Origin of the sequence: Novosphingobium sp. (assembly GCF_019748365.1) — a bacterium.
Lineage (GTDB): Bacteria > Pseudomonadota > Alphaproteobacteria > Sphingomonadales > Sphingomonadaceae > Novosphingobium.
Genome location: NZ_JAIEPN010000058.1, coordinates 46936 through 69986, shown reverse-complemented (window position 1 = coordinate 69986; position 23051 = coordinate 46936). Strand labels below are relative to the sequence as shown.

20 protein-coding genes are annotated in these 23051 nt (G+C 67.6%); 5 read left to right on the top strand and 15 right to left on the bottom strand.

Going from position 1 to position 23051, the window contains the following annotated elements:
• Nucleotides 1-38: 38 nt before the first annotated feature.
• Together K5Q19_RS08415 and K5Q19_RS08410 are read right to left on the bottom strand one after the other, a co-directional pair.
• A complete protein-coding gene (locus K5Q19_RS08415; RefSeq protein WP_292943386.1) occupies nt 39-1271 on the bottom strand; it encodes an ABC transporter permease in 1233 nt (410 codons plus the stop codon).
• The gene (locus K5Q19_RS08410; RefSeq protein WP_292943383.1) at nt 1271-2305 is read right to left on the bottom strand and encodes an ATP-binding cassette domain-containing protein; all 1035 of its coding nucleotides are present in this window, start codon (nt 2303-2305) and stop codon (nt 1271-1273) included. The genes K5Q19_RS08415 and K5Q19_RS08410 overlap by 1 nt, the downstream gene beginning before the upstream one ends.
• 46 nt (nt 2306-2351) lie before the next feature.
• Between K5Q19_RS08410 and queG the strand changes: the two genes are divergently transcribed.
• Nucleotides 2352-3419, top strand: a complete 1068-nt coding sequence (queG, locus tag K5Q19_RS08405; protein WP_292943381.1) for a tRNA epoxyqueuosine(34) reductase QueG — start codon at nt 2352-2354, stop codon at nt 3417-3419.
• Here queG and K5Q19_RS08400 read toward each other — a convergent pair.
• The 5 genes from K5Q19_RS08400 to K5Q19_RS08380 form a co-directional block, all read right to left on the bottom strand.
• A complete protein-coding gene (locus tag K5Q19_RS08400) occupies nt 3403-4641 on the bottom strand; it encodes an FAD-dependent oxidoreductase (RefSeq protein WP_292943378.1) in 1239 nt (412 codons plus the stop codon). The two genes, queG and K5Q19_RS08400, sit on opposite strands and share 17 nt — an antisense overlap.
• An 88-nt stretch (nt 4642-4729) precedes the next feature.
• Nucleotides 4730-9460 carry an NAD-glutamate dehydrogenase domain-containing protein gene (locus K5Q19_RS08395; RefSeq protein ID WP_292943375.1) on the bottom strand — a complete coding sequence of 1577 codons (4731 nt, stop codon included), beginning with the start codon at nt 9458-9460 and terminating at the stop codon, nt 4730-4732.
• A gap of 180 nt (nt 9461-9640) precedes the next feature.
• Complete coding sequence (locus K5Q19_RS08390) at nt 9641-10654, bottom strand: LLM class flavin-dependent oxidoreductase (RefSeq protein WP_292943372.1); 1014 nt, start codon at nt 10652-10654, stop codon at nt 9641-9643.
• Nucleotides 10651-11658 carry a tetratricopeptide repeat protein gene (locus tag K5Q19_RS08385; protein ID WP_292943369.1) on the bottom strand — a complete coding sequence of 336 codons (1008 nt, stop codon included), beginning with the start codon at nt 11656-11658 and terminating at the stop codon, nt 10651-10653. The genes K5Q19_RS08390 and K5Q19_RS08385 overlap by 4 nt, the downstream gene beginning before the upstream one ends.
• 10 nt (nt 11659-11668) lie before the next feature.
• The gene (locus tag K5Q19_RS08380; protein ID WP_292943366.1) at nt 11669-12400 is read right to left on the bottom strand and encodes an alpha/beta hydrolase; all 732 of its coding nucleotides are present in this window, start codon (nt 12398-12400) and stop codon (nt 11669-11671) included.
• 134 nt (nt 12401-12534) lie between these two features.
• Between K5Q19_RS08380 and thrS the strand changes: the two genes are divergently transcribed.
• The 4 genes from thrS to K5Q19_RS08360 all read left to right on the top strand — a co-directional run bounded on the left by thrS (nt 12535) and on the right by K5Q19_RS08360 (nt 16713).
• A complete protein-coding gene (gene thrS / locus K5Q19_RS08375) occupies nt 12535-14529 on the top strand; it encodes a threonine--tRNA ligase (RefSeq protein WP_292943363.1) in 1995 nt (664 codons plus the stop codon).
• Nucleotides 14526-15272: a sulfite exporter TauE/SafE family protein gene (locus K5Q19_RS08370; protein WP_365758923.1), complete on the top strand. Its 747-nt coding sequence runs from the start codon at nt 14526-14528 to the stop codon at nt 15270-15272. Before thrS ends, K5Q19_RS08370 begins: the two co-directional genes overlap by 4 nt.
• Before the next feature lie 90 nt (nt 15273-15362).
• Complete coding sequence (locus K5Q19_RS08365) at nt 15363-16298, top strand: hypothetical protein (RefSeq protein ID WP_292943361.1); 936 nt, start codon at nt 15363-15365, stop codon at nt 16296-16298.
• 94 nt (nt 16299-16392) lie between these two features.
• On the top strand, nt 16393-16713 hold the full coding sequence (locus K5Q19_RS08360) for a PilZ domain-containing protein (RefSeq protein WP_292943358.1): 321 nt from the start codon (nt 16393-16395) through the stop codon (nt 16711-16713).
• Here K5Q19_RS08360 and K5Q19_RS08355 read toward each other — a convergent pair.
• The 8 genes from K5Q19_RS08355 to K5Q19_RS08320 form a co-directional block, all read right to left on the bottom strand.
• Nucleotides 16710-18047 carry an oxygenase MpaB family protein gene (locus K5Q19_RS08355; RefSeq protein ID WP_292943355.1) on the bottom strand — a complete coding sequence of 446 codons (1338 nt, stop codon included), beginning with the start codon at nt 18045-18047 and terminating at the stop codon, nt 16710-16712. The genes K5Q19_RS08360 and K5Q19_RS08355 overlap by 4 nt on opposite strands.
• A 5-nt stretch (nt 18048-18052) precedes the next feature.
• Complete coding sequence (locus tag K5Q19_RS08350) at nt 18053-18418, bottom strand: iron-sulfur cluster assembly accessory protein (protein WP_292943352.1); 366 nt, start codon at nt 18416-18418, stop codon at nt 18053-18055.
• Between the two features lie 23 nt (nt 18419-18441).
• Nucleotides 18442-18909, bottom strand: coding sequence for an SUF system Fe-S cluster assembly protein (locus K5Q19_RS08345; RefSeq protein WP_292943349.1), 468 nt, complete (start codon nt 18907-18909; stop codon nt 18442-18444).
• Nucleotides 18906-20126, bottom strand: a complete 1221-nt coding sequence (locus K5Q19_RS08340; protein ID WP_292943346.1) for a cysteine desulfurase — start codon at nt 20124-20126, stop codon at nt 18906-18908. The genes K5Q19_RS08345 and K5Q19_RS08340 overlap by 4 nt, the downstream gene beginning before the upstream one ends.
• A 77-nt stretch (nt 20127-20203) precedes the next feature.
• Nucleotides 20204-20938 (bottom strand): SufD family Fe-S cluster assembly protein, encoded by a 735-nt coding sequence (locus K5Q19_RS08335; protein ID WP_292943344.1) that lies wholly within the window; start codon nt 20936-20938, stop codon nt 20204-20206.
• Nucleotides 20931-21317 (bottom strand): hypothetical protein, encoded by a 387-nt coding sequence (locus K5Q19_RS08330; RefSeq protein WP_292943342.1) that lies wholly within the window; start codon nt 21315-21317, stop codon nt 20931-20933. Before K5Q19_RS08330 ends, K5Q19_RS08335 begins: the two co-directional genes overlap by 8 nt.
• Nucleotides 21314-22057 carry a Fe-S cluster assembly ATPase SufC gene (gene sufC / locus K5Q19_RS08325; protein ID WP_292943341.1) on the bottom strand — a complete coding sequence of 248 codons (744 nt, stop codon included), beginning with the start codon at nt 22055-22057 and terminating at the stop codon, nt 21314-21316. The genes K5Q19_RS08330 and sufC overlap by 4 nt, the downstream gene beginning before the upstream one ends.
• Nucleotides 22057-23043, bottom strand: a complete 987-nt coding sequence (locus tag K5Q19_RS08320) for a GNAT family N-acetyltransferase (protein WP_292943339.1) — start codon at nt 23041-23043, stop codon at nt 22057-22059. Before K5Q19_RS08320 ends, sufC begins: the two co-directional genes overlap by 1 nt.
• Nucleotides 23044-23051: the final 8 nt, after the last annotated feature.

Below are 23051 nucleotides of genomic sequence, written 5' to 3'. Positions count from 1 at the left end.
TACATGGCTGTCAATAAGCTATCGTGCAGGAGTGAAAATCACCGCGGCTGTGCGCCTGCCGGGCGGCGGAACCAGCCCCGACGCCCCCGCGCCGGGCCCGACTTCATCACCGTCCGGCGGAACAGCTGCGCCCCCACGCGGATGATCACGCCAACCCAGATCGCCTGCCAGACAAGCGCGATCAGATGCGGCCAGAGCACCGGCGACTGGGCCGCCTGCGCCAGCATCGCGAAGGGCGAACTGACCGGGAAGACAATGCTCGCCGTCTCGATCCAGGTGCCGGGACGCGCAAGCGCGTAGCTTGCGAAGAAGAACACCATGAGCTGCATCATCGTGACCGGCATCGAGAGCGTCTGCACCTCGCGGACCGTGGTCGCCATGCCGCCGATCGAGAGGAACAGCGAGCCGAGCAGCAGGTAGGCCATCGCGAAGTAGAGGAAGCCGAGCACGCAGAACATCGGCCAGCCGACCGCCGGGGTCGCCAGCAAGGGAATCGACTTCATGCCGCCCAGCATCAGCATGCCATAGACCGAACCCCAGACCGCGATGCCGACAAGGCTCACCGCGAGCATGGCGAAGAGCTTGCCGAGGAACAGCGCGTCCATCGGGATCGAGGCGGCGAGCACTTCGATGATCTTGTTGGCCTTTTCCTCGACGAGGTTCGACAGCACCATGCCCGCGAGGAGCATCGTGAGGAGGAACAGGAGCACCTGGCCCGCCTGCGCCGTCACCGCGAGATCGACGTGCTGCTTGGCGGCGGTGGTGGCGATCTTGTCCTCGGTCACTTCCGGGAAGGTGCGCGGCCCGCCCGAGCCGGCTTCAGCCGCGATCAGCGCGATCTGCCCGCGCCACTGGTCAACGCGCTCGGAACTGCCCGTCAGCACCGGCTTGTCGAGCGTACCCGTCACCACGGCGGCAAGCTGCGGCGCGCCCTTCACGCCCTTGCTGGCGAGCACGGTGCGGGCGTCGAAGGTCTCGCCCGGGGCAAGCCGTGCCAGCACGGTGTATTCCGGCACAAAGCCCGCCATCTTCGGCGCAAGGCTGCCGCGCGCGGCAACCATCGCGTCGCCCTGCTGCGCGGGCATGGCAATCCCGATCACCGGATTGTCGATATCGCGCGAGACCTGTGAGCCGACCGCCGCCGCCATCGCGCCGATGAACACCGGGAACAGCGGGCCAATGAGGAAGAAGATAAACGTCTTGGAGAAGATCACCGCGCAGAAATCGCGGCGCATGATCACCCAGGCGGCGGCAAAATGATTGCGGAGCATCAGCGGCGACCCTTCTTCTGATTGGCCTTCTCGGCCTCTTCCTGCGCCGATTCCTCCAGCGCACGGGCCGCAGCCTCGCCCGCGATCGAAACGAACGCATCATGCAGGCCGGGGCGCTCGATGGAGAGCGAGAGAATGCCGGCATCGCCTTCGATCAGCGCGCGCAGCAGCGGCTCGACTCCGCTTTCGGGCAGGGTGAAGAACCAGAAGCGGCCTTCATGGCGCGCATCGGCGGGGATGGCGGCGCGCCATGGCCCGTCGCTCGCGCGGGTTTCGAGGCGGACTTGCGGGCGCAGACGGTCGCGCGCGGCATCGACCGGCCCTGCAAAGGGCACTTTGCCGCCGGCAATAATCGCGATCTGGTCGCAGAGGCGCTCAGCGTGCGCGATGACGTGGGTGGAGAAGATCACCGTCGTCCCACGCTCGGCGAGGCTACGGATCATCCGTTCGAGCTTGCCCTGATTGAGCGCGTCGAGGCCGGAGAACGGCTCGTCGAACACCACCAGATCGGGCTCGTGCACCAGCGTGCCGAGCAGCTGGACCTGCTGCGCCATGCCCTTGGAGAGCTGGCGGATCTGGCGGTCGGCCGCATAGCCGAGGCCGTGCTGTTCGAGGAGATCACGCCCCCGGCGGCGGCCTTCCTTCAAAGGCACGCCGCGCAGCGCGGCAAGGAATGCGATCGCTTCGGTGGCCTTCATCGCGGGGTAGAGGCCGCGCTCCTCGGGCAGATAGCCGATGCGACGCGCGACTTCGGTCGGGCGTTCATGGCCCAATACGCGGCGATAGCCCGAATCGGGATCAATGATGCCGAGCAGCATGCGCAAGGTCGTCGTCTTGCCCGCGCCATTGGGGCCGAGGATGCCGTAGATCGCGCCGCGCGGCACCGAAATGTCGACGCCGTCGACAGCCGTGAAGCCGTCAAAGCGCTTCACGAGGCCGCGCGCCTCGATGGCGAGTTCGCAAGAACCTGCGAGATTTGGAACGTTGTCCAGCACGGGCGTCCCGGTAAAGGAGGCAAAGGGTTCGATCTTCATGAGATCCGCCGTTAACCGTAAGCAATGAACGAGGGGCGCAGCAAGTATGGTTAACGGCGCACAAACCATGCTGACGGAACGAATCAAGCAACAGGCTGCCCGGCTGGGCTTCGCCGCCTGCGGCATCGCGCCGGCGACCGACGATCCGCTGCGCGCCGCGCGGCTGGAACAGTGGCTGGCAGGGGGCAACCACGGCGCGATGGAGTGGATGGAGACCCGGCTTGAACACCGGCGCGGGCCGCAATCGCTCTGGCCCGCCGCGCAAAGCGTCATCGCGCTCGGCATGAGCTATGCCCCGGCCATCGATCCGCTCGCGCTGGCCGAAGTGAGGGACCGCGCACGCATCTCGGTCTATGCGCAAGGCGCCGATTATCACGACGTGGTAAAGCGCGCGCTGAAGGCGCTTGCGCGGTGGATCGTGGCCGAAGTGCCGGGCAGCGAGGTCAAGGTCTTCGTCGATACCGCGCCGGTGATGGAGAAGCCGCTGGGCGAAGCCGCGGGTATCGGCTGGCAGGGCAAGCACACCAATCTTGTCAGCCGCAGCCATGGTTCATGGCTGTTCCTCGGCGCGATCTATACGACGCTCGTGCTCGAGCCTGACCCGCCCCATGCCGACCGCTGCGGCACTTGCACCGCCTGCCAGCGCGCTTGCCCCACCGATGCCTTCCCCGCGCCCTACCGCCTCGATGCGCGGCGCTGCATTTCCTACCTCACCATCGAGCACAAGGGGCCGATCCCGGCCGAGTTTCGCGCCGCGCTCGGCAACCGCATCTATGGCTGCGACGATTGCCTTGCGGTCTGCCCGTGGAACAGCTTTGCCGGCACGGCGCACGCCAACAAGGCCTTCCTACCGCGCGCCGAACTGGCCGCGCCGCGGCTGGCAGAGCTGCTCGCGCTCGATGATGCCGGATTTCGCGCGCTCTTCGCCGGCTCGCCCATCAAACGGATCGGACGCGACCGCTTCGTGCGCAATTGCCTCTATGCCGCTGGCAACAGCGCCGACCCGGCGCTGATGGCCCCGGTGCAGCGCCTGCTGGCCGATCCCGACCCTGCCGTGGCCGATGCCGCCAGCTGGGCGCTGGACCGGCTTGCGGAAGCTATGCCAGTTCCTTGAGCGGCGTGCCCGCGTCCGCCAGCTTCTCCGGCGCGATCACGGCGCCGTTTTCCACCAGCTTGCGGCCCTGCACATAGTCCTTGACCATGTTCACGCAATCGAGCGCCACAACCTTGCCCGCTTTGAGGTAGATCACCGAGAAGCTGCGCGCGCCCGGATCGCCGCGCGTCACCACCGCATCGTGCCCGGTCGAGAGGCCGACGGTCTGGAGCTTGAGGTCATACTGGTTCGACCAGAACCACGGCACGGCGTGGTAAGCCGCTTCCACCCCGCAGATCGTCTTCGCCGCCACGGTCGCCATGTCATTGGCGTTCTGCACCGATTCAAGCCGGATCACCGCGCCATCGGCAAAAGCATTGGCATGCGCGGCGCAATCGCCGATCGCATAGACATCGGGCAGGGAAGTGCGGCACTGCGCATCGACCGTCACACCGTTGGCCCCTTCGGCACCCGCCGCACGCAGCGGCTCGACGCAAGGAATGATGCCGATGCCGACAATCACCAGATCGGCGGGGAGTACTGTGCCGTCAGCCAGCTTCACACCGGTTACCTTGCCGCCCTCACCCACGAGGCAATCGACCATCACACCGGTGCGCAGATCGACGCCGTGCGCGCGGTGATCGGCCTCATAGAACGACGACAGCGCCTCGCCCGCCACGCGCGCCAGCACGCGCGGCAGAGCCTCAAGCAGCGTGACATGGCAATCGAGCTTGGTCAGCACCGCGGCCGCCTCGAGCCCGATGTAGCCACCGCCGATCACCACAGCACGGCGCGCGCCCGCATCGAGCTCGCCCATCAGCCGGTCAACATCCTCGCGCGTGCGGACGGCGTGGACCCCGGCGAGATCGGCCCCGGCGCAAGTCAGTTTGCGCGGATCGCCGCCCGCAGCCCAGATCAAGTGTCCATACTTGAGGCTGCGGCCATCGCTGAGCGTCGCGACATGCGCGGCGGCATCGAGCGCGGTGACTTCGGTGCCGAGCAGCATGGTCACGGCCTTGTCCGCCCAGAAAGCCTCGGGCCGGATCATGATGCGATCGAACGTCTTGTCGCGCGCGAGGTATTCCTTGGAGAGCGGCGGGCGCTCGTAAGGCAGCTCGGGTTCGCGCCCGACCACCAGGATCGTGCCGGCAAAGCCGTTCTGCCGCAGGGCAATCGCCGCCTGCGCGCCGCCATGGCCCGCCCCGACAATCACCACATCCGCCGAAAGGTCCGTCTCGCTCATGCCGCTCTCCTCATGTGAGGGCGGATTTGGCGAAAACAGGCGGCAGGTCAACTGGCGGAAAGCAGATTGTCCGCCTTGGCCCAGCAGATCACCGTGCGAGCAAGGTCCGCGCCTGACTCGCCAGCTGCGCCAGCATGGCGGGGGCAACGCCGGTGGTCGCCTGCGCCCGGCTCGTCAGCGCGCGGAAATTGCGCACCGGCACGGCGTGCGCCTCCAGCCACTGCGCCACCGCCGCGCCCGCATCCTGCCCGGCAGCGCGGGCGAGGAAATCGAGGCGCATCTGCTGGAAATCGCGCGCAAGGCCCGCGACGAGCAGGCGCTCCCACGGATCGGACGGGCTCATCCGGCTGGCGGCCTGCTGCGCCCAATCGAGCCCGAGCGCGGACCCGAGCGCCGAGAACGCGGCGGTCAGCGCCGCCGGATCGATTGCGCGCGCGGCAGCAAGATGGGCGAGGCCGATGGCCCCGTCCATATCGACGAGATGCGCGATTCGCTGCGCCACGTGGAGCGGAACGCCCAGATCGGTCAGTTCAGCGAGCATCCGCCGCGCCTGGACTTTGGCCTCGCCCTGCAGCAGTTCGCCGGTAGACGCCGAAAGCTGCGAGACGCCGGGTGTCAGCTGGTCGATCAGCTTGCCCGGCTCAAGCGAGCCGCGACCGGCGCGCAGCACGTCGGCGATATGGCCGCGCAGCACCTGGGCGACGCGGGCATAGAGCGAGAGCCGCACCAGTTCGGGCATGGCATCGCCATCGGGGCCATCAAGCAGCGCCCAGATGCCCTTGAGATCGAGCAGGCTGGCCGCCACCACAAAGGCCGCCGCAACTTGCGCGAGGCTCACGCCTTCTTCCTCGACGAGCTCGAAGGGATGAACCGGGCCGAGATCGTTGACGATGCGGTTGGCGAGCTTGGTCGCGATCAGTTCGCGGCGCAGGCGGTGGGTGCGGATATCCTCGGCAAAGGTCTCGCGCATCTGCGGCGGGAAGGCGGCGAAGAGATCGGCTTCGAGCACCGGATCATCGACCACTTGGCTTTCCTCCAGCGCGCGCTGCAACACCAGCTTGGCGCTGGAGAGCAGCACCGCGAGTTCGGGCCGGGTGAAGCCGTGGCCACCTGCCGCGCGGCGCAGCATGTCTTCGCTGCTGGCAAGGCCTTCGGTCTTGCGATCAAGGTCGCCGCTTTCCTCCAGCACATCAACCAGCCGCGCATAGGCCGGGGCTGCACCCGGCCCGCCGCGCTCGGCGATGGAGAGCGCAAGCGCCTGCAGCCGGTTGTCCTCCAGCACGAGGCTTGCGACATCGTCGGTCATCGCGGTCAGCAGCGCGACGCGGCCCGGCTCGTCGAGCCGCCCGGCGCGCCCCGCCGAAGCGAGCGCGATCTTGATGTTGACCTCGTTGTCCGAGCAATCGACGCCCGCAGAATTGTCGATGAAATCGGTGTTGATCCGCCCGCCCCGACCGGTTGCGCCGACCAGCGCATACTCGATGCGGCCCGCCTGCGTGGTGCCGAGATTGGCGCCCTCCCCGATCACCCGCGCGCGCACATCCGCACCATTGATGCGCAAGGCATCGTTGGCCGGATCGCCCACCGCGACGTTGTTCTCGGCTGAGGACTTCACATAAGTGCCGATGCCGCCGAACCACAGAAGATCGACCGGCGCCTTGAGGATCGCGGTGATCAGCGCTTCGGGATCGAGTTCGGCCGCCTCAATGCCCAGCAGCGCGCGCACTTCGTCCGTCAGCGGGATCTGTTTCATCGTGCGCGGGAAAACCCCGCCGCCCGTGGAAATCAGCGACTTGTCGTAATCGTCCCAGCTCGAACGCGGCAGCGCGAAGAGGCGTGAGCGCTCGGCCCAGCTTGCCGCCGGATCGGGCGAGGGATCGAGGAAGATATGCCGGTGATCGAAGGCGGCGACGAGCTTCAGGGCCTTCGAGAGCAGCATGCCGTTGCCGAACACGTCACCCGACATGTCGCCGCAGCCGGCCACCGTGATCGGCTGCGTCTGCACATCGACGCCGAGTTCACGGAAATGGCGCTGCACCGAAAGCCACGCGCCCTTCGCGGTGATGCCCATGGCCTTGTGGTCATAGCCCTTGGAGCCGCCGCTGGCGAAGGCGTCGTCCAGCCAGAAGCCCTTGGCCTCGGCAATGGCATTGGCGATGTCGGAGAAGGTCGCGGTGCCTTTGTCTGCCGCCACGACGAAATAGGGGTCCTCGCCATCGCGGATCACCACCCCCGCAGGATGGGTCACCGTGCCGTCCACGATATTGTCGGTGACGGAAAGCAGCGTGCGGATGAACACTTCATAGCTCGCGCGGCCCTCCGCCAGCCAGGCCTCGCGCGCACGGACCGGATCGGGGAGCTGCTTGGGATAGAACCCGCCCTTCGCACCCGTCGGCACGATCACCGCGTTCTTCACGCGCTGCGCCTTCATCAGGCCGAGCACTTCGGTGCGGAAATCGTCGCGCCGGTCGGACCAGCGCAGCCCGCCGCGCGCCACCGGCCCGGCGCGCAAGTGGATGCCCTCGACGCGGGGGGAGTAGACGAAGATCTCGCGCCACGGCACCGGCTTCGGCAGGCCCGGCACCAGCGCCGAATCGATCTTGAACGCCAGCGCTTCGGCAGCAGCGGGCGCGAAGGCATTGGTGCGCAGGATCGCCTCGGCCAGCGCGCGGAACTGGCGCAGCAGGCGGTCGTCGTTGATCGCGGCGACACCCGCAAGCCCGGTGCGGATCTGCTCGGCAAAGCCCGCTTCTGCTTCGGCGCGGTCTTCGGCGAAGGCGGGATCGTGGCGCGCGAGAAACAGGCCGATCAGCCCGCGCGTGACCTTGGGCGCAGAGCGCAGCGCCTCGACCGCGGTGGGAACCGAGAAGGTCATTCCGGCCTGGCGCAAATAACGATACCAGGCGCGCATCCAGTTCGCGCCGCGCGCGGTGAGCCCGGCGGTGACGATCAGGCGGTTGAACAGATCGTCCTCCGCTCCGCCATTGAGCACGGCGGCAAGCGATTCCTCGATCGCATCCTTGCGCGCCAGCAGCGCCTCGCCCTCGATCCCCTCGGGCAGCGCGACGAGGAAATCATGGATGAAACCGAGCCGCCCCTTGTCGAGCGCGGTCGGCACTTCCTCCAGCACGCGGAAGCCGAAGTTTTCGAGTACCGGCACCGCATCCGACAGGATAATCGCGCCTTCGCGCTGATAGAGCTTGAGGCGCAAGCCCTCCTCGCCGGGCAGGCGGTGGAGCCGGACCGCGCGGCGCGGGGCACCAGCTTGCGAAAGCACGCGCAGCACGCGGATGTCGCCCGCCGCCTCGGCCGGGCCATAGGCACTGCGATAGCCGATCGGGAAGGCATCGGCATAACGCGCGGCGATGGCGGCGGCGCGCGCCGGGTCCTCGCCCTTGGCAAGCTCGGCTTCCACCGCAGCGCCCCAGCCGCGCACCATCGCCTGCAAGGCCGCATCGAGCGGAGCCTCGTCCGGCACGGCAGCGCCATCACGGATATCGATGACAAAGCGCATGACCGCGAGCGTGCTGCCTTCGACGGACAGGCTCCAGTCGAGGATCGGCGCGTCGGTTGCCGCTTCCAGCAGGGCCTGCACCCGCTGCCGCAACTCTGCCGAATGCACGTCGCGCGGCAGCCAGACGAACGCGAACAAGTGGCGCGCAAGCGGCGCGGCGACGAGCGCGAGGCGCGGGCGCGGGCGGTCGATCAAGGTCATCATCGTTGTCGCGACGCGTTCGAGATCGGCTTCATCGAAGCTGATCAGGATATCGTGCGGCAGCGCGGTGAGCGCGTGGGCGAGCGCCTTGCCGGCATGGCCATTGGGCGCGAAGCCGAACTTGCCCATCAGCGCATCGAGCTGGCTGCGCATGCGCGGGATGCGGTCGGGCGTGGCGGCCAGCGCGGCGCTGGTCCAGACGCCGGCATGGACCGAAAGCGCGACGACCTTGCCGCCTTCGAGCACCGGCACGAGGAACAGATCTAGCGGGACGCGGCGGTGGACCCGCGCAATGCGGTTGGCCTTGACGATCAGGGGGGCGCGGGGGACTTCACTGCCGCGCTCGCCCAGCCGGTCGAACCATTTGAACGCGCGGTCGTAGCTCGACTTCGCCAGCAGCGGCGCATCACTGGCACGGCAGATGCCGAGCGTATCGCGGTGCGTGCCGTCACGGTGCTGGACGACATGGCCGAGCTGGGTGAGCATCCCGTCCGCCAGCCAGCGCAGCAGCGCGGCGCCTTCCTGATCGGGGAGCGTGCGCGCGTCTTCCTGCATTGCCGCCTGCATGCGCGGCCAGTCGGCGACAGCAGCGTGGACATCAGCCAGCGTGGCGCGCAGCGCGGCATCGAGCGCGCGGCGCTCGCGCGCATCGACGCGCTCGGTTTCGAGATAGACCATCGATTCGCGGCGTTCGCCCACCGCGTCGCCATCGGGCAGGCCGAGCAGATTGCCTTCGTGATCGCGCCGCACCGCGACAACCGGATGGACCAGCCGGTCGATCGCGAGGCCCTGCGCCGAAATCGTCGCCGCAATCGAATCGACGAGGAACGGCATGTCATCATTGATCACCGCGATGCGCAGGTAGCGCGCGCCGCCGGAAGCGCCAGCCTGCCCGCCGATGCTTTCGATGGCGATGGCGGGCTGCGCGCCGTTGCGCTTGGCAGCGGCGGTCAGCGTGAAGCGCGCCGCCCCGGCCAGCCGCTCCGCCTCGAACTCCGCCGCTTCGGCAGGCAGCAGCGCGGCGGCAAAACGGGCGGCCAAAGTCTGGGACAGCGCCTGCGACAGTACCGCATCGGCGCCGGTATCGGCGGTCTTCGTAGCCATGGTCGCTCCTGCATCCCGGCGCTGTCACTCCGTCCGAACGAAGCCTGACGGAGGCGCGCCTTCTTGTCGTTATGAGTGTGTAATTTTATGTCACACTCATGAACTAATCATGCGTAGCCTACTCCGGCATCGGCGCAGAGGCAAGCGGGAGGAGCCTTAAGGATTAAGCATCATGGGCCATTATGCCGCGATGGCAACTTCGGCCTGCAGCGCTTCCATGGTGAGCGCCAGACTGCGGTGGCGCAGCGCCGGATCGAAGGTGGAGCCGGAGACGATCAGCTCGTCTGCCCCGGTCCGCGCCTGGAACGCCGCGATCCGCTCGCGCACCGTCTTCACGCTGCCGATCGCGCTGACCTGCCGCATGTGATCGAGCATGGCGAGCGAGGAAGGATGCAGGCTCTCGCGGTAGCCCGGCACTGGCGGCGGCAGCTTGCCGGGCGATCCGGTGCGCAGCCGCACGAAGGACTGGTCCATCGAGGATGCGAGCAGCACGGCCTCCTCGTCGGTATCGGCGGCGATCACGTTGATGGCGGCCATAACATAGGGCTCGGCCAGCCGCGCCGAAGGCTCGAACCGGTCGCGGTAGAGCTTCAGCGCCGCATCGAGATGATCGGGCGCGAAGTGCGAGGCAAAGGCATAAGGCAGGCCGAGCATCGCCGCGAGCTGCGCGCCGAACAGGCTGGAGCCGAGAATCCACATCTCAGGATTGGCGCCAAGGCCCGGCGTCGCCTGCAGGGGCAGACGCGGATCGCCGGCGAAGTGGAGTTGCAGTTCCACAACGTCGTTCGGGAAGCTCTCCGCCGCCTGATGGATATCCTTGTGGAGCGCGCGCATGATGCGCTGGTCCGCGCCGGGCGCACGGCCGAGCCCCAGATCGATCCGCCCCGGAAACAACGCATCGAGCGCGCCGAACTGTTCGGCAATCACCAGCGGGTTGTGGTTGGGCAGCATGATCCCGCCCGCACCCAGCCGGATGCGGCTGGTGGCATTGCCGATATGCGCCAGCACCACCGAGACCGCGGCCCCGGCGATGCCTTCCATGCCGTGATGCTCGGCCACCCAGAAGCGGTTGTAGCCCAGCTCCTCCGCCGTCTTTGCCAGCGAGGCCGCATCGGCCAACGCCTCGCTCACCGTGCCACCTTCGCGGACGGGGACGAGATCAAGGACAGACAGCTTTAGGTTGGCCAGACTCATCGCGCGATCTCCGGTGCGGCGGCAGGGGCTGCTGCCGGTGCAGATGATGCGGGTGCGGGCCCGATCTGGTCAAGATATCCTTTGGCGGTCGCCGCTTCCGGGCTGTCCGGTGCCAGCGCGACAACCGATTCCCACGATTTGCGCGCAGCCTGCTCGCGGCCATCGAGCATCGCGATAACGCCCGCCTCCAGCCCGATCGGCGCACCCAGCGGATCGCCATGTCCGGCGAGGCTCGCCGCGACCTCGATATCGCGCTGCGCCCGCTCCAGATCCTTGCCGCGCCGCGCCAGCGTGGCGGAAAGCAGCCAGCCTTCGGGATCGTTGGGCGCAAGGCGGTGCGCTTCCTGCAAGGCACCGCTCGCCTCCGGCAGACGGCCAAGTGCGACCAGGGCACGCGCTCGGCCGATCTGCACCGCGCCGCGCACGGCGTTGTCCTCGGCGCTCGGCGCAGCGGCGGGCAAGGGCGCCAGCGCCTTGTCATACCAGCCGAGCGCGGTTTCGGCGCGCCCGCCCGCCAGCGCGGCGTTACCGGCCATCGTCTGGAGCGCCGCCATCGCGGCAGGCTTGTCAGCGGGCACCTGCCCGGCGCTTTCGACGAAGGCGCCTTCGGCCCCTGCAGAATCGCCCTGCTGCAGCAGCAGCTGGCCCAGGCATTGCGCAGCGGCGCCGTGCGCGGTGTCCGGCGTCGCCGCCTTGCTTGCTTCAGCGAGCCACGCCCGCGCGGCGGCAATGCCTGCGGCGAGGTCCTTCTCGCCCGCCGCAAGGCACAGCGTATAGCGCGTCGGCCTTGGTGCTGAAGGCTGCGCCGGTGCGGCCGGAATGCCGGTCTGCGTTGCGGGCGCGGTCTGGCCGGGGACCGGCGGGGGCACTTCGGTCACCTTCTTGCGGCGGGGGATCGGCAGCGGAGAGGGTTCGTACTGGCGCGGATTGGGGCCGATCTGATGCCAGACGTCCAGAGAAAGCGGGTCCTGAGCAGCAATCAGGGCGGATAGCAGAATGAGCATCAAGGGTCCTTCAGGCCGCGCCCAGCGCGTCCAGCGCGCCGAGCAGCACGGCGATATCCGCCCGGCGCGAGAGGCGGTGATCGCCGTCCTTGATCAGATGGACCTGCACATCGGCTGAACGCAGCGCGGCGGCGAGCTTGAGCGAGATATCCCACGGCACATCGCGATCCGCCTGCCCGTGGATCAGCCGCACGGGCCCATCGAAAGCGATACCGCGCGCGAGCAGCAGGCATTCCATCCCCGCCGCCCAGAACTTCGCATACGTCGGGGTCGGCTCGGGGCCATAAGGATTGTTTTCATAGACCGTCTCCCCCCTCGCAAGCACGGCCTTTTGCTCGGCATCGAAACCCCATTCACAGAAATCGGGCGCGGGCGCGAGGCCGACGAGCGCGGCCACCCTCTCGCCGAGCGCTTCGGCCAGAAGCAGCATGAGCCACCCGCCCATGCTCGATCCGCACAGCACCGTGCTTTCGATGCCTAGATGATCCAGCAGCGCGATCACCTCCTCGCGCCACAGCGGCAGCGACTTCTCGGCAAAGTCCCCCTCGCTCTGGCCGAGCCCGGTATAATCGAGCAGCAGACAGGCCCGCCCGCGCGCTTCGGCATGCGCGATCACCGCCTGCGCCTTGCCGCCACTCATGTCGGACATGTAGCCGGGCAGAAACACGATTGTGGGGCCTTCACCGGGCGAGAAGCGATAGGCCATGCGTTCGCCCGAAGGCAGCGTGAAGTGCTGGATCATGCTCGCCCTTGTGCCAGTGCCAGCCCAGAGGTCAAACGCTCACAATCGCTATTGCCCAAACCGCACCGGTTTCTGCCCCCTTCCGGCGCGCGCCCGTTTCTGCCAAAGCGCCGGTGATTATCAGCGAGAAAACCATGTCCGAAATGTTCAAGATCACCCTGCCCGATGGTTCCGTCCGCGAAGTTGCGCCCGGCACCACCCCGGCAGATATTGCCGCCGCGATCGGCCCGGGCCTGGCCAAGGCCGCCATCGGTGCGCGCGTGGATGGTGAGCTCTACGACATTACCCGCCCCTTCGAAGGCGACGCCGCACTTGCGCTCGTCACCGCGCGCGACGAGGCCGATGCGCTCGAACTCGTGCGCCACGACTATGCCCACGTGCTGGCCGAAGCGGTGCAGGCGCTGTTTCCCGGCACGCAGATCACCTTCGGCCCGAGCACGGACGACGGCTTCTACTATGACTTCGCGCCCAAGGACCGCGCCTTCACCGAGGACGACCTGCCGGCCATCGAGGAAGCAATGCGCAAGATCATCGCGGCGGACAAACCGCTCCGCCGCGAGGTCTGGAGCCGCGAGCAGCTGATCAGCCGCTGGACGCAGCAGGGCGAGACGTTCAAGGCCGAATGGGCCGCCGAACTTCCCAAGGAGGAGGAGCTGACGGTCTACTGGTCGGGCGATGACTGGCTCGACATGTGCCGCGGGCCCCACCTCGCCTCCACCGGCAAGCTCGATCCCGCCGCCTTCAAGCTCACGCGCGTTTCGGGCGCCTACTGGCGCGGCGATCAATCCAAGGCGATGCTGAGCCGCATCTATGGCACCGGCTGGCTGAGCAAGAAGCAGCTCGATGCGCACCTCACGCGGCTGGAAGAAGCCGCCAAACGCGATCACCGCAAGCTGGGGCAGGAGATGGACTTGTTCCACCTCCAGCAGGAAGCGCACGGCTCGGTGTTCTGGCACCCCAAGGGCTACCGCATTTGGCGCGAGCTCGAGGCCTACATGCGCCGCGCCATCGACGGCGCCGGCTACAAGGAGGTCAAGACCCCGCAGGTGATGGACGCGCGCCAGTGGGAGCAGTCCGGCCACTGGGGCAAGTACCGCGAGAACATGTTCGTCATCCCTGACGAAGTGCCGAACACCGAGGATGAAGGCCCGATCGTTTCGGACGATGCCGAGTGGATGGCCTTGAAGCCGATGAACTGCCCGGCGCATGTGCTGATCTTCCGGCAGGGCCTCAAGTCCTATCGCGAGCTGCCGCTTCGCCTCTATGAAAACGGCTGCTGCCACCGCAACGAGCCGCACGGCGCACTCCACGGCCTGATGCGCGTGCGCCAGTTCACGCAGGACGACGCGCATATCTTCTGCCGCGAGGACCAGATCGTCTCCGAAGTGCGCGCCTTCTGCGAACTGGCGGACCGGATCTACAAGGACTTCGGCTTCACCTACTCGATCAAGCTCGCGCTGCGCCCGGAAAAGCGCTTCGGCACCGAGGAGATGTGGGACAAGGCCGAGCACGAGCTGCGCAATGCGGTGATGGAAGCGGGCCTCGCCACGCCGGAATATGGCTGGGAAGAACTCCCCGGCGAAGGCGCGTTCTATGCGCCCAAGCTCGAATGGCACCTGACGGACGCGATCGGCCGCACCTGGCAGGTCGGCACGATCCAGTCGGACCGCGTGCTGCCGGAGCGGCTCGATGCCGGCTACATCGGCGAGGATGGCGAGCGCCACCGCCCGGTCATGCTCCACCGCGCGATCTTCGGTTCGTATGAGCGCTTCATTGGCATCCTGATCGAGCACTTCGCCGGACGCCTGCCCGCGTGGCTTGCCCCGGTCCAGGCCGTGGTCGCGACCATCGTGTCCGATGCCGACGACTATGCGCACGAGGCGACCGCCGCGCTGCGCGCCGCCGGCATCCGCACCGAAACCGACACGCGCAACGAGAAGATCAACTACAAGGTGCGCGAGCACTCCTTGCAGAAGGTCCCCTACCTGCTTGTGGTCGGCAAGCGCGAGGCGGAGGAAGGCACTGTCGCGATCCGCACGCTGGGCGAACAGCACCAGAAGGTGATGCCGCTGGCGGAGGCCATCGCGATGCTCAAGGCCGAAGCGACCCCGCCGGACCTCAGGGCCTGATCGCCCTGCTCGATCTGCCGCTGCAGTCGCTGGCGCTTTGCGCGGCGGCGGCGTTTGTCGCGGCCTTCGTGCGGGGGCTTGCGGGTTTCGGCATGGCGATCCTGCTGGTGCCGTTGATCGCACTGGTCATCCGGCCCGGCGAGGCGGTGGTGGTTTCCAACATGCTCGGCCTCCTCATCGGCCTCGTCGGCGCGCGCAAGGTGTGGAACGCGGGCGAGAAAAGTGCAGGCGTGATCGGCGGCCTTGCCATGCTGCTGACGCCGCTGGGCCTGCTCGCGCTGTTCGCAACGCCGCCCGCTGTGGCGCGGGTACTGATCGCGGTCGTCGCCATCGGCGCCTTCGTGATGGTGCTGCTTCCGGCCAAGCCCGGCCACGCCCCCAGCCATCTCGAAACCGGGCTGACCGGCGCCGCATCCGGCCTCCTCACCGGGTTTGCCGGAATGCCCGGCCCGCCGGTCGTGCCCTATTACCTGCGCCGCCCGATCCCGCGCGAAGTGGCGCGTGCCTCGATGCTGACGGTGTTCCTGATGACCTCCACCGCCAGCACGGCGGCAGCGCTGGCACTGGGGCTCGCCTCGTGGCGCGACGGGCTGTTTGCGCTGCTGCTGTTCGGCCCGGTGCTGGCCGGCAATCATCTCGGTTCGCGCGCCTTCGGCAAGGTCAGCGACCGGCTCTGGCGCAGCTTCGTCGGCTTTCTGCTGGCGCTTTCAGCCCTGATGGCCGTCCTGCGCCTGCTCGGCTGATCTGCCTGTGGCGATCCCGCGCATGGGTAACGCCAAATAAACCCTCTCCGGTCCATAGGTGCCGCTACTGGACAACCGGACGGACTGCCGATGACGATCAATTTTCCCGAGCTGGCTCGCCAGGCCGCTGCCGATGGCGTGATCACGGCCGACGAAGTGCTGGCGCTGCGCCGCTCCGCATGGCCCGATGGGCGCATCGACCAGACCGAGGCCGAGGCCATTCTCGCGATCAACGATGTCGTTTCCGCCAGGAGCCCCGAATGGATCGACTTCCTCGTCGAAGCGGTAGGCGAATATGTGCTAAACGGCACCGAGCCCAAGGGCTATGTCGCCGATAGCACGGCCGACTGGCTGATCGCCCGGCTCGATCATGACGGCCGCCTCGATTCGGCGGCCGAACTCGAACTTCTGGTCCGCGTGCTCGAAAAGGCGCTCGGCACCCCCGACCGGCTCAAGGACTACGCGCTCGCCCAGATCGAGCGCGCGGTGCTGACCGGCGAAGGCCCGACGCGCGATGGCGGAGCGCTGGACGCCGGCTCGATCACCGCAGCCGAATGCAAGCTGCTGCGCCGCGTGATCTTCGCCAGCGGCGGCGATCGCCCGGCGGCGGCCAGCCAGCGCGAGGCCGAAATGCTGTTCCGCCTCAAGGACGCCACCCTCGGCGCGGCCAACGCGCCCGAATGGCAGCGGCTCTTCGTGCAGGGCGTGGGCAACTTCCTGCAGGGCTGGACCGGTGGCCGCGCGATCAGCCGCGATCGTGCCGCCGAGCTCGAAAGCTTCATGAGCGACAGGTCGAGCAGCTTCGGTTCCTTCTTCGGCCGCATGAGCCGGGTTGGCGCACGGGATCTGCGCTCGGCGGCGCAGGACCTGCTCGCGAGCGCACCGACACGCGATTTTGCCGGAGAAGCCGGAGCCGAGGCCGCCATCACCGCGCCCGAGCGATCCTGGCTTGATGGCAAGATCGCCGCGGACGGCCGCACCGACCCGCTGGAAGAGGCTCTGCTGGCGTTTCTTGCCGAGGGGTGAGCCCGGCTTTCACGCGAAATTAGCCATTGCTGCAACAGGAAGCGTTTACCCGCGCAGGGCATAGTCAGTCCATCGCAAGGGGACGTCTATGCACATGCCGGCCAGAATGCTGTCGCCTGAAGCCGCGGTCGACAATCGCCGCGTCCAGCGTCAGCGCGCGGGCGATAGCGCCGCGGGGCGCGTGCAGCGGATCTTCGATATCTCGCGCTATGGCTGCCAGATCGAGAGCAATGACCTCGCCGATGGCGCCAGCGGCCAGTTCGTCGAGATCGATTTCGGCAGCGTCGTTGCCCGCGCGATCATCCGCTGGTCGGACCGTACGCGGCTCGGCGTGGAGTTCGCCCGGCCGCTCGGTTCGCGCGAAGTCGATGCCTTGCTGGCGGAACCGGCCCCGATCCGCCTGCGGCGCCTCTAGGCGGCGGGTTTCACCCCGGCCACCGGCTTGTACTTGGCGGCATCGGTGGTGAATTCGGCATGCCCCAGGCTGCCGAGATAGCCGCGCACTTTGCCCACCAGTCGCTGGTCCGCCAGATGCCGCACCACCGGCGTCTTCGCGGCGACACCGTAAAGCCGCATCTGCCCCATCAGACCCACGCCGACAGCGGTCGCGCGCACCCGGTCGATCGCACGGATCGTCACGCCGAAGCGCGCCGCCGCCTTCTCGCTGCCATTGCAGAAGTTCTGCATGAAATAGACTTTGGCGAACGAACGTTCGAGCCGGGCGCGGACTTGCCCTTGCGGCGTGGACGTATCGATCAGATCGGCATCCAATGTCGCGCGGAGCAGGCCGCCGCAGGTTGTCTCGTCGAACCCAGCCCGCAGCGTCAGCGCGCGGGCGTTCCAGGCATCGACGATCCCTTGCGGCGTTTCTGCCAGCAGCTCCTCGGGCAGGCCGAGCAGGAAGCAGCGATAGCGCGAAAGCTCGATCTGCGCGCGTTCCTCCGGCGTGAAATCGCTGCGGCCCTCGCGCAGCACCTTGGACGAGATGAGGAAATCCGAGATGAGCCCGGCGGGCATCTGGTCCACCTGCGGGATCGGGATGCCGTAGATGCGCTGGTCCCATTTGCCGCCCGAAAGCACGTTGAAGCGCACCATCGAATGCATCAGCCGCACCATCGCCGCCGCCTTGAAGCCGGGGCCGGAGCGGGCAAGCGCGCCGGGCAGCACCGATGTGCCGAAGAACGTCGCGGTTTCCTTGATCCGCCGCGCCGCGGTCTTGTTGGACAGCGTACCCGTCAGCGCCATCGGCAGCGCGGCGTACTTGTTCATGAACGTCGCGATGAAGGCGCCCCGGATCGCCCAGGGCGCGACATTGGCAAAGCTCACCCGGTGAAGGCGCGCGCCTTCCTCGACTAGCTTCATATCCACCCAAGCCGGCGTGGCTTCCATCGAGTGGATAAAGGTGACGAGCTCGGCAGGCGCGCCCTCGACCTTGTCCACGCCCTTGTCGCAAGCCTCGACCAGCATATCGACCAGCCGCTTGAAACCGTACTGCGGCATCAGCGCGGCATAAGGATCGGCCACGGCATCGCCCATCACGGTGTAGGCGCCCATGCGCTCCATCAGCGCGGTATCTTCCAGCAGCTTGGCCGCGACCTTGGGATAGGCGCGCAGTTCGCTCCCCGCGATATCGCCATCCAGCAGCAGACGTTCAGGATGAAGGCTGAAATCGACCGCGCCATACATCGCCGGATTGTCGGTGCGCTGCGCGGCGATGCGCTGGCGCAGTTCGGCGATAGGGGTGGGCACCCGGCCTAGACCGTGAAGCTCTCGCCGCAGCCGCAGGAGCCTTTGGCGTTGGGGTTCTGGAACACGAAGCCGGCGGTGAAATCGTCTTCCTGCCAGTCCATCGTGCTGCCGATCAGATAGAGCACCGAGCCGCCATCGATGAAGAAGGTGCCGCCCGGTGTCTCGATCCGCTCGTCCATCGGATTGGCGGTCTCGACATAATCAACCGAATAGGCGAGCCCCGAGCAGCCCCGACGCGGGGTGGAGAGCTTGACGCCGATCGCCCCTTCCGGCGCGCTCGCCATGAGCTTGGCGATCCGCGCCTCGGCCGAGGGCGTGAGGATGACCGCGGCGGGGCGCTGGCGAGTACGGGTGGGGGCTTCGGTGGTCATGGCTTCACCTATATGGGGCTTCTTCAGAGCATGCCAAGTTCGAGCTTGGCGTCATCGCTCATCTTCTGCGGGTCCCATGCGGGATCCCACACCAGATTGACCTCGGCATCGCGCACGCCGGGCACCGCCTCGACGCGCAGCTCGACTTCGGCGGGCATCGATTCGGCCACCGGGCAATGCGGGGTGGTGAGCGTCATCGTCACCACGACCGAGCCTTCGGGGCTCACATCGACACCGTAGATCAGGCCAAGGTCATAGATGTTGACCGGAATCTCGGGGTCGAAAATCTCGCGCAGCGCGGTGATCACACCTTCGTAGATATCCCCGCCCGGCTCGCCCGGCGCGGCATCAGCCGGCTTCTCCGCAAGGAAACCTTCCAGATAGTCGCGCTTGCGCTCCAGCTTCTCGGCAGGGGTCTCCACAGCTTCCTCGACGCGCGCACGGCGCGGCGGTTCGACGCCTTCGACTTCCTCGATCTCGATCCGGTTCATCCGAATATCCTTAAGGTCCGCTCGATGCCGCGCACCAGCGCCGCGACATCGCTTTCATCGCTGTAAATCCCGAAACTCGCGCGCGCCGTTGCCGGTACGCCGAGGTGCTCCATCAAGGGCTGCGCGCAGTGATGGCCGGCGCGGATCGCCACGTTCTCCTCGTCGAGGATCGTGCCGAGATCGTGCGGGTGCACGCCTTCCAGCGCGAAGCTGACGATCCCGGCGCTGTCCGCAGGGCCAAACAGCCGCACCGCATTCAGCCGCCCGAGTTCGGCGCGTGCCAGCGCCACCAGTCGCGCCTCGTGCGCATGGATTTCGGCCAGGCCGTTGGCAGCAAGGAAATCGGCCGCCGCGCCGAAGGCAATCGCCTCGACAATCGCCGGCGTGCCCGCCTCGAAGCGCTGCGGCGCGGGTGCCCAGGTCGTCTCGGCAAAGGTCACGCGGTCGATCATCGAGCCGCCACCCTGCCACGGCGCCATCACCGAAAGGATCTCCGCCTTGGCCCAGAGCGCGCCGATCCCGGTCGGCCCATAGAGCTTGTGCGCTGAGAACACGTAGAAATCACAGCCCAATGCCGCGACATCCACCGGCAGCCGCGCCGCCGACTGGCAGCCATCGAGCAGAATTTTCGCACCCACGTCATGCGCCAGCCGCACCGCGCGCGGCGCATCGAGCACCGAGCCGAGCACGTTCGAGACATGCGCGAAGGCCACCAGCTTGTGCGCCGGTGTGAGCATCCGCTCCGCCGCATCGAGATCGATCCGGCCGTCCTCGGTGATCGGGCAGATGTCGATTTCAAGGCCTGTGCGATCGCGGATCAGCTGCCACGGCACGATGTTGGAATGGTGCTCCAACTGCGAGAGCAGAACGCGGTCACCCGGCTTCAGATTGGCCACGCCCCACGATTGCGCGACGAGATTGATCGCCTCGGTCGCGCCGCGCGTGAAGACCAGCTCTTCCTCGCGCCCGCCGATCAGCGCCGCTACTTTGCGGCGCGCGGTTTCATACGCCAGCGTCATCTCGGCCGAGCGCGTGTAGACGCCGCGGTGCACCGTCGCATAATCCGCGCCCATCGCGCGAGCCATGGCGTCGATCACCACCTGCGGCTTCTGCGCGGTGGCCGCCGTATCGAGGTAATGCCAGCGCTGGCCGTCCTTGTTGACGAGCCCCGGCCACTGGTCCCCCTCCCGCTTGCGGGAGGGGTTAGGGGTGGGCATGTCGGCGGGCGCGACCTCGCGAGGCCCACCCCCGACCCCTCCCGCAAGCGGGAGGGGAGAAGAGGAAGCAACTCCGCTCACAGCAAGCCCTCCAGCGCCGCGAGCGCCGCTTCGGTCAGCAAGTCGCCCTCGGGCGCGCCGACGAAGGCTTCGGCGATGAAGGCGTGCAGCATGAGCTTCTTGGCCTCTGCCGGTGGCAGCCCGCGCGATTGGAGGTAGAACAGGCCTTGCGGATCAAGCTCGCCCACCGCGCAGCCATGCGCGCACTTCACATCGTCGGCGTAGATTTCGAGCTCCGGACGCGCATTTGCGGTCGCCGTCCGCTCGAGCAGCATCGCCCGGATCGATTGCTCGCCATCGGTCCCGATCGCCCCGCGTGCGACATGGACCTTGCCGAGGTAGGTGCCCGTTGCCTGCCCGCCGAGCACCGAGCGCACGACCTGCCGGCTCACCGCATCAGGCTGAAGGTGGCGAACCTCGGTCACGATCTCCAGCGTCTGCGTGCCGCCGCCCAGCTGCGCCGCACCGAAGTGGAACGAAGCGCCCTTGCCGAGCACGGCGGTGACGGCAATCCGGCCATAGGCCTGCCCGGCATTCAGCACGCGCAGATCAAAACTCGCCCCGTCTTCCAGCGTGATCAGGAGTTCGCGCGCCTCTGCCGCATCGCTGCGGGCGGTGATCGCCAGCGCCTCGCTCGCCCCGGCGGCGACGCGGATGTCCTGCACCGCCACCGGCCAAAGCGGCGCCAGCGCAGCCAGATCGGCGTAGCGGTAAGCTTCATCCTTCCGGGTGGGGAGAGCGAGACTAGCCATGGGTCACCTCGCAGCGCACCATCGGGATCGGCGCTTCGGCAACTTTGGCGCCGCTGCGTTCCAGCACATGGAGCACCAGCATCTTGCCGTCCGGGCTCAGCACATAGTCCGCCGTCAGCGACACGCCGAAATCGTCATCGCCTTCGCGCACCACGATGTGCCGCTCGCCCAGCGTCTCGACCGCCTTGACCACGCCCCAGTAATCGCCCTCGGTGTTCATCGACGCCGTCACAATGCGTTTGGCATATTTGTCTGCGCAGGCCGCCCCAGAGGGTGCCCACTCGCCAAGGAAGGCCGCCGGCATGGCCGCAACGGGGGCCACCGGCGCAGCCGGTTCCGCTGCCTGCGAGGCCATGGCAAGGGCAAGCAGCAAGCTCATGCCGCGACCGCCTCATAGCCATGCTCTTCAAGCTGAAGCGCCAGTTCCGGCCCGCCGGATTTCACGATCCGCCCGCCCGCCAGCACGTGGACAAAGTCGGGCTTCACGTAATCGAGCAGGCGCTGGTAGTGCGTGATCAGCAGCACCGCCTTGTCGGGCTTCCTCATGATCGCGTTGATGCCTTCGCCGCAGATGCGCAGCGCGTCGATGTCGAGACCCGAATCGGTCTCGTCGAGGACCGCGAGCTTGGGCGCGAGAATGCCCATCTGCACCATTTCGGCGCGCTTTTTCTCGCCGCCCGAGAAGCCGACGTTCACCGGGCGCTTGAGCATGTCCATATCGAAGCGCAGCAGCCCGGCCTGCTCCTTGGCGAGCTTGATGAAGGCCGCGCCCGAAAGCGGCTCTTCCCCGTGCACCTTGCGCTGCGCATTCAGCGCCTCACGCAAAAACTGGAGGTTGGACACGCCGGGGATCTCGACCGGATACTGGAAGCCAAGGAACAGCCCCGCCGCCGCGCGCTCGTGCGGCTCCAGCGCGAGCAGGTCCTGCCCGTCGAAGTCCACTGTGCCGCCGGTCACTTCATAGCCGGGCCGCCCGCCCAGCGTATAGCCGAGCGTCGACTTGCCCGCGCCATTCGGCCCCATGATGGCATGGATTTCGCCGGCGTTGATCGTGAGCGACAGGCCCTTGAGGATCGGCTTGTCGGCAACGGTGGCGGAGAGGTTTTCGATTGTGAGCATCAGTATTTCCGGGGTGAGCGCGGCGCAGGCCGGCGTGTTGCGGACCGCTTGGCGCGGCGTTCGGTGTGGATGCTGCGCATCGCATCGGAAATGCGCTGCGCGGCAGCATCAGGATCGGCGAGCACCTGGGCGGCGGCGATGCGCTCCACGCGGTAGCCCACTTCGGTCAGGCTCTTGTCGCGGGCGGCGGTGAAGGCCGCATCGGCATCGCCATCGACCTCGACCACCAGCATCAACTGCTTGCAGGCGAAATCGACAATCGCCGAGCCGATCACCGCCTGCCGCTTGAAGCTGTAGCCGCCGGTCTCGACGCGGGTCAGCGCCTCGGCGAGGGCCTCCTGCGCATCGCTGGGATTGCGGCGCATTTCGCGCGCCCGCTCGTGCAGGGCATCAAGCCGCTTCTCGGAAATCGCCCAGCCGCGACCTTTCTTCTGCAACGTTGGCGCGTCGGTCTCGCCGAAGCGCAGCGAAAGCTTGCGCTTGGCCGGCGCTTCCGCCGCCAGCACAAAGCGCTTGTGGACCCGGTCCACCGGCGTGCCATCCTTGAGCGGTACGCCCGGCGTCACACCATGATCGGCAAAGCCCTGCTTGGTATAGAACGCGAGGCCGCCGGTGTTGTCTGCCCGGATCGTCGCGTTGATCGCGCCGAGGCCCAGTTCGGCGGCGCGCTTTGCCGTCGCGGCAAACAGCGCCGAACCGATCCCGCGCTGGGTGCCGCCGACCCGTGCGAACGTGCCAATATCGCCAGCATCCTCCGGCAGGCCCGGATAGCGCCCCAGCGTCTGGAAACCGAGCAGCGTGCCGTCCTCGTCCTCCGCCACGAAGCAGCAATGGACATTGGGCCCAGTCAGATAAGCCGCATCGAGCGCTTCAGGCGTGTAGGGCTCCTGCAGCGCGGTCGTCCCGCCCGCAGCGATCACGGCGTTGAGCAGGTCGGCGAGTTCGGCGGCGTCATCGGCTGCCACCGGGCGCACGGTAAGGGTCATCGCATCAC

Coding starts and splice junctions, on each gene's coding strand:
- K5Q19_RS08415 (WP_292943386.1), bottom strand. CDS start 1,271: ATGCTCCGCAATCATTTTGCCGCCGCCTGGGTGATCATGCGCCGCGAT.
- K5Q19_RS08410 (WP_292943383.1), bottom strand. CDS start 2,305: ATGAAGATCGAACCCTTTGCCTCCTTTACCGGGACGCCCGTGCTGGAC.
- queG (WP_292943381.1), top strand. CDS start 2,352: ATGGTTAACGGCGCACAAACCATGCTGACGGAACGAATCAAGCAACAG.
- K5Q19_RS08400 (WP_292943378.1), bottom strand. CDS start 4,641: ATGAGCGAGACGGACCTTTCGGCGGATGTGGTGATTGTCGGGGCGGGC.
- K5Q19_RS08395 (WP_292943375.1), bottom strand. CDS start 9,460: ATGGCTACGAAGACCGCCGATACCGGCGCCGATGCGGTACTGTCGCAG.
- K5Q19_RS08390 (WP_292943372.1), bottom strand. CDS start 10,654: ATGAGTCTGGCCAACCTAAAGCTGTCTGTCCTTGATCTCGTCCCCGTC.
- K5Q19_RS08385 (WP_292943369.1), bottom strand. CDS start 11,658: ATGCTCATTCTGCTATCCGCCCTGATTGCTGCTCAGGACCCGCTTTCT.
- K5Q19_RS08380 (WP_292943366.1), bottom strand. CDS start 12,400: ATGATCCAGCACTTCACGCTGCCTTCGGGCGAACGCATGGCCTATCGC.
- thrS (WP_292943363.1), top strand. CDS start 12,535: ATGTCCGAAATGTTCAAGATCACCCTGCCCGATGGTTCCGTCCGCGAA.
- K5Q19_RS08365 (WP_292943361.1), top strand. CDS start 15,363: ATGACGATCAATTTTCCCGAGCTGGCTCGCCAGGCCGCTGCCGATGGC.
- K5Q19_RS08360 (WP_292943358.1), top strand. CDS start 16,393: ATGCCGGCCAGAATGCTGTCGCCTGAAGCCGCGGTCGACAATCGCCGC.
- K5Q19_RS08350 (WP_292943352.1), bottom strand. CDS start 18,418: ATGACCACCGAAGCCCCCACCCGTACTCGCCAGCGCCCCGCCGCGGTC.
- K5Q19_RS08345 (WP_292943349.1), bottom strand. CDS start 18,909: ATGAACCGGATCGAGATCGAGGAAGTCGAAGGCGTCGAACCGCCGCGC.
- K5Q19_RS08340 (WP_292943346.1), bottom strand. CDS start 20,126: ATGCCCACCCCTAACCCCTCCCGCAAGCGGGAGGGGGACCAGTGGCCG.
- K5Q19_RS08335 (WP_292943344.1), bottom strand. CDS start 20,938: ATGGCTAGTCTCGCTCTCCCCACCCGGAAGGATGAAGCTTACCGCTAC.
- K5Q19_RS08330 (WP_292943342.1), bottom strand. CDS start 21,317: ATGAGCTTGCTGCTTGCCCTTGCCATGGCCTCGCAGGCAGCGGAACCG.
- sufC (WP_292943341.1), bottom strand. CDS start 22,057: ATGCTCACAATCGAAAACCTCTCCGCCACCGTTGCCGACAAGCCGATC.
- K5Q19_RS08320 (WP_292943339.1), bottom strand. CDS start 23,043: ATGACCCTTACCGTGCGCCCGGTGGCAGCCGATGACGCCGCCGAACTC.